Origin of the sequence: Mesorhizobium sp. M5C.F.Ca.IN.020.32.2.1 (assembly GCF_004023105.1) — a bacterium.
Lineage (GTDB): Bacteria > Pseudomonadota > Alphaproteobacteria > Rhizobiales > Rhizobiaceae > Mesorhizobium > Mesorhizobium wenxiniae.
Genome location: NZ_RZSX01000197.1, coordinates 1 through 8448, shown reverse-complemented (window position 1 = coordinate 8448; position 8448 = coordinate 1). Strand labels below are relative to the sequence as shown.

Below are 8448 nucleotides of genomic sequence, written 5' to 3'. Positions count from 1 at the left end.
GCTCGAGGCGACCATGTGGCGGCAGATCCGCGATCCGGATTTCATGCTGGGGGCGCTAAAAACCTATCGCATGATGACCGGCCTGTCGCAGATGGACGCCGATTACGTCCAGGGCTGGTGGGTCAACGACTTGCCGGAATTTGCGCCGGCGGCGCCGTTTCCGACCGCCGACGCGGAAGAGCACCAGCTTGCCGCGATCCGTCGCATGGCGGTCGACGACAGCTACATCGCCGCGGATCAGGGGCTGGTTGCCGAGGCGCTGAAAACGGTTTGCACGATTTCGCTGCCGGCGCGCGCCTACAGGCAGTTGCTGGCCGACCCGGCGGTGGCCGGCCTCAAGGAATGGATCCCGGCGAATTTCGCCGGCCCCAACGGCGCCAAGGTTTTTGCACGGCGTTCCGACAAGACGCTGCGCGTCGGCATTTCAGGCGCGTTCACCTATTCCGGCTTCCACGATGCCATTCTCGACCGGATCGAGGATGTCGCCGCACAGGCCGCACTCGATCGGGCCGTCTTTGCCGGAGGCTGTTCGGAGAATGCCGAAACCTCTGTATCGGCGCTGTCCGAGGATATTCTAAAGCTCTATTACGAAGACTACATCGCGCAATGGGACAGCATCCTGCGCGATATCAGACTCGCGCCGTTGGCCGACCTGAATATCGCCAGCGAGAACCTAAAGGATCTCTCGAGCGCCGACTCCGCGCTGAAGCGCCTGCTTACAGCGGTGGTTCAGGAGACCGAGCTGACCCGATCCGATGAAGCGCCGGCCGACAACAAGGCGGCGACCAAGGCCGGCTCGAAACTGCTCAGCAAACTCGGCAAGCTCGGCAAGCTGGCCAAGACAGGCGCAAAACTGCTGCCGCGCGCAGGCTCCGCCAACGAGGTGGATCTTACCGGCAATCTGGTGGCCGAACATTTCAAGCCGCTCAAGGGGGCGATCGCCGAGGTCGACGGCCAGCCGCCGGCACTCGACGCCGCGGTGGTGGCGCTGACCGCACTTTCGAACGTGCTGCAGACGGTCACGGCCAATCCCGACCCGCAGGATGCCATCAAGAAGCAGGGCGGGCTGGCCGAACTGACGGGAGCGGTCGCCAGGCAAGCCCAGATCCTGCCCGATCCCGTCGACGACTGGCTCGGCGGCATCGCCGGCGACACCAGCGGCCTGACACAGAAGGCAGTCACCTCGGAGCTCAACGCCATCTGGCGCGCCGACATCCTGCCGTTCTGCCAGGCGGCGCTGAACGACCGCTATCCGTTCAGTCCCGAAAGCGCGGTCGACGTCAACGTCCGCGATTTCGCCCGCCTGTTCGGGCCGGCCGGGATGATCGACGCCTTCATCAACGACCACCTGATCAGCTATGTCGACACCGCCAGCCAGCCATGGAAGTGGCGTGCCGACTTCGGCCTGGACCCGGCGGCCCTGGCGGCGTTCGAACAGGCGAGGCGCATCCGCGACGATCTCTTTCCAGGCGGTACGGGTCCGGTGATGAGCTTCACGCTCGAACCCAAGGATCTGTCTCCCAACGTGACGCGCGTGACGCTCAATCTCGATGGCCAGAACCTCGTCTACTACAACAACGCAACGCGGCCGCAGCCGATGACCTGGCCCGGCAAGGACGGCACCGGCGTCATCTCGCTCGCCTTCCAGCCGATCGACGGTTCGCCTGAAGTCATGCTGAACGAGACCGGCAGTTGGGCGTGGCTGAGGATGCTGCGCAGCGGCCGTTTCACCGGCACTTCGCTGTCCGATGTCTACAGCCTGCGATTGGGAACCGAAGGCATGTACGCCGATTTCCAACTCAAGGCGGCAAGCGTCGAGAACCCCTACAATCTGGAGATGTTCAAGAAATTCTCATGTCCACCGCAGATATGATCCTGCCCGGCTTTTACGGCAAAATGCCGGCCACCGGCGATTTCGTCACGCGGCGACTGCCGGGGGATTTTGTGCGCGCCTGGGACCGCTGGCTGGCGCAGCACATCGTGCCGCTGATCGGCTCGGAAGCCTGGCCGCGCAGCACCGCGCTGCGCTTCCTGGCAGGCCCGGCCGCTTTCGGCGCATCGGCAGGCATTATTCTGCAGAGCGCCGACAGAGTCGGCCGGCAGTTCCCTTTGAGCGTCGTCGCGCAGCTTTCCGAAACTCCCGTCGAGTTGGCCTACGCCGAGGCGTGGTTTGCCAGCATCGAAGGAGCGGCCACCGCGGCCCAGCACGGCGAGATGACGCCTGATGAACTGGATGCCGCGCTCGCCGGACTGCCGGTGCCGCCGGTCGAGCCGGGCGAAGAGGTCATCAGCGATATGGTGATGTGGACCGTGCACTCCGACATTTTCGATATTGATCCGCAATCGCCTGAAGAGACGTTGGAGCAAATCTTCCGCCAACTGGGAGACCAGCTGATGGAGGGGCAAGTCTGATGTTCGTCAGCCAGAACACCACGCCGTTTCTCGCCGAGGCTTTTCCCTACCAGGACAAGCATTGCGTGAAGTTTTGTGTTGCCGTGATCCGGGCGACATATAACGTCGATGAACAAGGCAACTGCACGCCCGCCAAGGAGCAGTCGCCTTTCGTCTATGCCGACACCCACTATGGCGATCCGGAAGTCACCTCCATTCGCGTCGAGACCGACTTTGCCCCCGTCAAGCCGAAATGCGAGGTTCTGCTCGACGCCATGGCGGTGGCCCCACAAGGAAGGCAGGCGGAAGCGATCGAAGTGCGCCTGGTTGGGCCAGGACTGGACAAGCGCGCGGTGGTCACCGGCCAAAGGCGCTGGTTCAGAGGTGGGTTAGGCATCCAGGCTTCGCGCCCGACGCCGTTTGCCTCCATGCCGCTGGCATGGCATCTCGCATTTGGCGGTACCGATCGCACAGATGCCGATCCCGCCAAGCACCGCGGCGATGCGATTAACCCGATCGGCAGAGGCTATCTTGCCGGCCAAGGCAATGTTGACGGCACTCCTCTGCCCTGCGTCGAACATCCGCAATCGCGCATGGCGATCTGGAACGACAGGCCCAAGCCGATCGGCTTTGGTCCTGTGCCACGCTTCGCCAAGGAGCGGGCGAGATATGCCGGCACATATGACAAGCATTGGATGGACAACGTGCTCCCCTTCTTGCCGCAGGACTTCGATGACCGCTACTTCCAGGCTGCTCCCCAGGACCAATGGTTCGACAGATTGGGCGAGGGCATGGTCTTCGGCTGCATCGGCATGAGCGAGAGAGGTCGGTTCGGGGTAAAACTGCCGAGACTGTCAGTGCCGGTGCGCTTCGTGTTCGACGACCATTTGGAACGAAAGACGATGGTGCCTGATACGCTCATCATCGTTCCGCACGAGAGCAGAATCGTGCTGGTGGGCCGGGTAGGCACGAAGCTGCCGCGCAAGTTCGTGAGACTTGAGGAGGTTCAAGTCGGCAACGACCTCATCCCCCGCGACGGCGAGAAACCGCACTATGCGGGGCTGGGAGTCGCAGTTGCCGCTCTGAAGGAGATAAGGCGCCTAAAATGACGGTCATTTCCTGCCTTAGCCTCGTGTCGCCGGTCGGCTATTCGGCGGGGAGTACGGCGGCCGCGATGCGGGCAAACATAGCGGCGTTCGCCGAACTTTCCTATCGCGACGCCGACGGCGAGCCAATACGTGGCGCGTCAGTGGATGCGCTGCCGGCGACGATGCGCGGCCGCGATCGCGTTGCTGCCCTGACGCGTCTGGCCGCCGATCAGGTCGACCCAAAACAGGCGGACCGGCTGCCCTGGGGCGAGATGCCGATCATCTTGTGCACGCGTGAACCGCAGGTTCCAGGCGCGCGCCTCAACGGCATTGTGGGCGGGCTGGCGCTGCCCAATGGCGCATCTCTTGTCGGACCGCATTCCGTGCATGTGACGGAAGGGGCCGTGTCCACCTTCGTCGGCATCTGGCACGCGCGCAAGCTGCTCGCCGAACGCAAAGTTCCCGCCTGTATCATCCTGGCCGTGGATACGCTCATCGATTCGCGCACCCTCGGCTGGCTCGACAAGGCGGGCCGTCTCAAAACGAGCATCGTCACGGATGGCCTCATTCCTGGCGAGGCGGCGAGCATCTCCGTCGTCAGCGCTCGTCCGCTGCTCGAATCACATGTGACAGTGCATGGCCTCGGCTTGGCGCGCGAGACCGCGACAGTGCTCAACGAGCAGCCGTTCCGCGCGGACGGCCTAGCCTCTGCGCTGCGGACGGCCCTGGCGGAAGCCAGGGTGGAGATTCACGATGTTGCCTTCCGCCTGTCCGACGTCGCCGGCGAATCTTACGCTTTCGAGGAATTGGTGGTGGCGCAAATGCGGGTGATGCGCACAGTCAGGCCGCAACAACTGGTCTGGCTGGCGGCGGGCTGCATCGGCGACTGCGGAGCGGTCGCGGGTTCCATCCAGTTCGCATGGGCCGAGCAAGCCTTCCGGCGCGGCTATGCACCCGGGCCTTCCGCGGTGCTTTACGGCAGTTCGACGTTTGGTAACCGCGCAGCGGCGATCGTTTCCGCATAGGGTCGAGAGAGATGACCAAGAACGTCTTCGCGGAAAAATGGGAGATTGCCGGAAAGAACGGCATGAACAAGTCGATCGCGCGGTTTCCGGATGTCTGCCTGTCGCCGCCATCCCCACCGGCCGGGCCCATCCCAATTCCCTACCCGGACACGTCGTTCTCCAACAATCTCAAGGAAGGCTCCGAGACCGTGCTGATCGGCGGCAAGCCCGCCGCGCTGGCGCAGAAATCCTACTACAAGGAGCCGATGCTCGGAAACGAGGCCGCAACCCGCACGTTCGGATCGTCGGTCGTGACCCACCAGATCACCGGCAAAACCTACTTTCAGGCCTGGTGCATGTCGGTGAAGTTCGAAGGCAAGAACGTCTGCCGGCATTTTGACATCACGACGAGCAACCATGCGTCCTATGTTGGCGCGACGCCGCCGGCGCCGCCGCTCGAGTCGCTGAATGCAAAGGCTGCCAAGGCGGCCGCGAAGGCCGGGAACTGCCCGTGCTGCGGTGGCCCGCTGCACGAATGGCAGAAGGATCCTTCCACCGGCAAGGCCTATCCCGTGGTTAAGGAAAAGACGTTCTGGACAAACAAGATCAAGAAAATGAGAACTGGGAACGCCAAGCAGATTGCGAATAAGGCTCTTTACGAAGCCTCGCTAAAGAGGATGTTGCAACTTAAAGCAAAGCATCGCCGACTGCGGAAAGCCGGCAAACCGGCTTGTCCCAATGTCCACAATAATGACAATCAGGGTTGTGCGATGTACTTCGACATCCCAAAAGGTGCGACAACCTCGGCGGCCGATACACCGGCGCAGAATGCCAAGGCCGCCTTTGAAGCGACCGGAGTGAAGGATGGCTGCATTCTTGCCTGGGAAACGGGGAAAGGCTCACCCATTAGAAGAGGGCCGAATGCTGTCGCCGGGAAGAAGCCCTACCATTCCTTGAATCACTTAACACCTCACATGGCCGGCGGATGCAACGAGCCATCAAACGTATGTCCACAGGATGTGATGGATACGGGTGAATGCCAGGAGATTGAGGACGCACAGACTATTCTTGAGAACGTTAACGATTGCATTCCATAAGGCTTTACTATGTCGAAATACATTCCAGTTCCAGAATCCACTCTCAAGATTCTTTCGATAGGATTCCATGTTCCTGGAGTCGATTTGCGTTCTTATAATCCATCCCGGTTGCTTGGAAGCGATGAAATCTGGGAACAGATAGCAGGCCTCTTCCTGGCCTGCGAGTTGGGTGACTCTTCCGCGTTGCGCCGCATTCCCGCAATCATGAAGGGCAGCGATGCCTATCTCGTCTGGCGAGCGCTCACCAATTTGGCTGGCTTGGCCAGCACCCTTGGCTTTGTGAAGGACGTCTTCAAGCCGTTCGAGAAGGACGGCTCCGGATCGGAGTACTTCATGGCAACGGCGTTGGGCCTGACGCTAGACCCTGACGCGATCCGGATGCTGCTGACCCTACACAATGACGCATCGGACGAAGAGACCCGCTATCAGATCGAGAGAGAGCTGTCGTATCTGCTCGAGGACACCAACGGACCCATAAGCAGGGGCGCCGACGAGTCCATCGAATCCGAGGATGAAGATACCGTTCACGTCATCAATCGGGAGGAGTATTTTCGCAAGGTAGGGGACGCGTTGTCGCTGATGCTGGGCCAGCTTCCGGGTCCCAATACCCCCATCCTCGGTGGCAAGGTTTTCGACGTGGTCAAGCTCGCAAGGCAGCTGCTTGAACGGGTGGGCGGCGCAGCGCCGGAAATAGGCCGCGTCCACCGGCACCGTCTCATCTTTGAGGCCGCCACCGGCGTGAACTGTGCCGCCTTCTTTGACAGCCCGGTCAAACTCAATTCGCTTCAGGCGACGGCAATACTGGAGACATTCCTCGAGAGCGACGACGCTAGAAAGTTCGTACCTCGGCAGAGGTATTTCTTCGGCCATCCCATCGGCGACTGACCCGACTGAAAACGAGAGCCGTGTTATCCTTTCAGTCGCGTAGGGCGCCAGCCACCATGCCCCATTCAGCAACTTTGTCGGCAAGCGGCACCCGCACGATGCTGTCCCTGAAGTAGTCGATGAAGTCCGGGCCAACCTCTTCCATGTCGGCGGAAGACAGCTCATCCCAGGGAGCTTCTGGAAACAATTCCGCAAATGATGCGCCCGCTGCGATCGATACCGGCGGCTCGCGCATCCTCTCAACAAGCCAGGCAAGCCGGCCGCGATCGCCCAACATGCCGATGCTGCGAACCGCGATTGAGGCGGTCTGGGGCGATTGCATTAATCCGCCGAGCCATGCCCGAACTTCCGTTTCAGGCCCGCCCTTGATCGCGGCGCGGAGCGCTATCAGCCTGTCCTTCCCCGGCGTTTCAACCGCTGCTCTCAATGCGTTTTGCGCCAACCGGGCATGACCCAGTTCAACCAGCGACCATGCCGACCAGAATCGCGCATCTTCGTCGGAATCGTTGAGCGCAGCGTTCGCCTCGCCGGCAAGATCGGTTCGTTTGAGAACGCCCACCAGCCGTAAGCCCGCCGCACGAACGCGGGGATCGGGATCGCGGGCTAGCCGCGGCAGCAGGTTCTTTGGATCGACCGAATGCACCAGACATGCCGAAACGCCGAGAAAGCGTTTGAAAGCGTCGGCATCGGTGATCCAGTCCCTCACATGCGGTCCGATTCGGTCGGCCGCATGCCACCGCAGCGCGCCGATGAACCCGTCCGGGCTCGGTGTCAGCTCACGGGCATGCCCCACCGCTTCTGAAAGCCTGACTGGATCGTTGAACTCGATCGCGGTCCAGGCAAAGGCAAACAGTTCCCCACTGTCAGGATAGTCTTGCAGTTGCTGGAGCAGGCTCGGCCACGCGGCCTGGCCTGCGATGCGCAGTCCGTCCAAGTTGGCTTCGATACGGTCGTCGATATCCTTAGCCGCCACCGCCGCGGGCGGCTCTTGCGCAAGAAGGCTCTCGCGCTGCACCCAAAGAAAGGCTACCAGTTCCGCGTGCTGCCTGACCACAAGGCTAGCGATGCGCGGGCGATGGAAGCTTTCGACGGGCGACATCAGTTCAAATTGATCGAGCCGCCACGGATATAATTCGGCCCGCTGGAGTGGCTGACCAAGTATGTACCGCGGATGACGATCTGGCCATCACTATCCATCACGATGGATGCCTTGCCGCAACGCAGTTCGAGCCGGTCATTGGCGCGGATGCGTACACGCTTGCCGTCGCGGATAACCTCGACGCCGGGCCTGCGCGCCGGCTCGACGATGCGACCGACGATCAGCGGCTTGCGCGGATCGCCCTCCTGGAAAAGCAACGCCACCTCCTTGCCGACCATATCGGAAGACAATTCGCTGAGGCTGCGCGCAGGCTGCGCCGTTTCCTCGGGATTGCCGGCAAAGACCACGAGGGGTACGCCTTCTTCGCCGAACCCCATGAAAACTCCGATCACAACGCCATCGATCGTGCTCTTGACTCTGCCCATCACGTTCCTCAATTCTCGTTGATCTTCGAGCCTTTGATGATGACATCGCTCGACGCCTTTACGTTGATTTTCCCTGAACCCTTCACCGTGATGTCCTTGCCGTCGATGATGATGGTACCGTCCTTCTTCATCACGATCTTGGAGCTGCCGCACTTGAGGGTAATGTCGTCGGCTGCTTCCACTGACAGGCTCTTACCGACCTTGATGCCGGTATTCTCCTTCACGTCGGTAAGGCTGCCCTTTCCTACCTTCAGGATGTAACCGCCGCCGACGTCGGTGCTGTCGTTCGACTTGATGTTGGCACCGCGTGAGGCGCCTACGTCCGTCGTCTGGGATGCGGCGATCGCAACCGACTGTCCGGCACCGATGCTGATGTTCTGTCCCGCGCCTATGGTCCAGGTATCGCTTGCCCCGATGCTGTGGCCCTGGCTTATACCGACGGTGACCGAGCGCGTCGCG

The 8448-nt window shown here is 61.5% G+C and carries 8 protein-coding genes and 1 pseudogene; 6 read left to right on the top strand and 3 right to left on the bottom strand.

Annotated elements, in window-relative coordinates; genetic code table 11:
- The 6 genes from tssM to EOA86_RS12505 form a co-directional block, all read left to right on the top strand.
- Positions 1-1873 (top strand): type VI secretion system membrane subunit TssM (tssM, locus tag EOA86_RS12530; protein WP_128341923.1); only part of this gene is annotated, 1873 nt, incomplete at its 5' end.
- The gene (tagF, locus tag EOA86_RS12525; RefSeq protein WP_164891705.1) at positions 1870-2412 is read left to right on the top strand and encodes a type VI secretion system-associated protein TagF; all 543 of its coding nucleotides are present in this window, start codon (positions 1870-1872) and stop codon (positions 2410-2412) included. The genes tssM and tagF, both read left to right, overlap by 4 nt.
- Entirely contained in the window at positions 2412-3500 is a 1089-nt protein-coding gene (locus tag EOA86_RS12520) for a DUF2169 domain-containing protein (RefSeq protein WP_128341921.1), read from the top strand. The genes tagF and EOA86_RS12520 overlap by 1 nt, the downstream gene beginning before the upstream one ends.
- A gap of 23 nt (positions 3501-3523) precedes the next feature.
- Positions 3524-4504, top strand: coding sequence for a hypothetical protein (locus EOA86_RS12515; protein WP_128341919.1), 981 nt, complete (start codon positions 3524-3526; stop codon positions 4502-4504).
- Between the two features lie 11 nt (positions 4505-4515).
- On the top strand, positions 4516-5580 hold the full coding sequence (locus EOA86_RS12510) for a PAAR-like domain-containing protein (RefSeq protein ID WP_128341917.1): 1065 nt from the start codon (positions 4516-4518) through the stop codon (positions 5578-5580).
- A gap of 9 nt (positions 5581-5589) precedes the next feature.
- A complete protein-coding gene (locus EOA86_RS12505) occupies positions 5590-6465 on the top strand; it encodes a hypothetical protein (protein WP_128341915.1) in 876 nt (291 codons plus the stop codon).
- A 31-nt stretch (positions 6466-6496) separates the two neighbouring features.
- On the opposite strand, the gene EOA86_RS12500 is transcribed toward EOA86_RS12505, so the two are convergent.
- From EOA86_RS12500 to EOA86_RS12490, 3 genes and pseudogenes are all read right to left on the bottom strand, one after another.
- The gene (locus EOA86_RS12500) at positions 6497-7564 is read right to left on the bottom strand and encodes a HEAT repeat domain-containing protein (protein ID WP_128341914.1); all 1068 of its coding nucleotides are present in this window, start codon (positions 7562-7564) and stop codon (positions 6497-6499) included.
- A complete protein-coding gene (locus tag EOA86_RS12495; RefSeq protein ID WP_128341912.1) occupies positions 7564-7989 on the bottom strand; it encodes a DUF6484 domain-containing protein in 426 nt (141 codons plus the stop codon). The genes EOA86_RS12500 and EOA86_RS12495 overlap by 1 nt, the downstream gene beginning before the upstream one ends.
- 8 nt (positions 7990-7997) lie before the next feature.
- Positions 7998-8448, bottom strand: a pseudogene (locus EOA86_RS12490) (DUF2345 domain-containing protein); the annotation flags it as partial.

What these genes read in the sequence shown, in the direction of transcription:
- tagF (WP_164891705.1), top strand. Translation starts at nt 1,870, where the DNA reads ATGATCCTGCCCGGCTTTTACGGCAAAATGCCGGCCACCGGCGATTTC.
- EOA86_RS12495 (WP_128341912.1), bottom strand. Translation starts at nt 7,989, where the DNA reads ATGGGCAGAGTCAAGAGCACGATCGATGGCGTTGTGATCGGAGTTTTC.
- EOA86_RS12520 (WP_128341921.1), top strand. Translation starts at nt 2,412, where the DNA reads ATGTTCGTCAGCCAGAACACCACGCCGTTTCTCGCCGAGGCTTTTCCC.
- EOA86_RS12505 (WP_128341915.1), top strand. Translation starts at nt 5,590, where the DNA reads ATGTCGAAATACATTCCAGTTCCAGAATCCACTCTCAAGATTCTTTCG.
- EOA86_RS12500 (WP_128341914.1), bottom strand. Translation starts at nt 7,564, where the DNA reads ATGTCGCCCGTCGAAAGCTTCCATCGCCCGCGCATCGCTAGCCTTGTG.
- EOA86_RS12510 (WP_128341917.1), top strand. Translation starts at nt 4,516, where the DNA reads ATGACCAAGAACGTCTTCGCGGAAAAATGGGAGATTGCCGGAAAGAAC.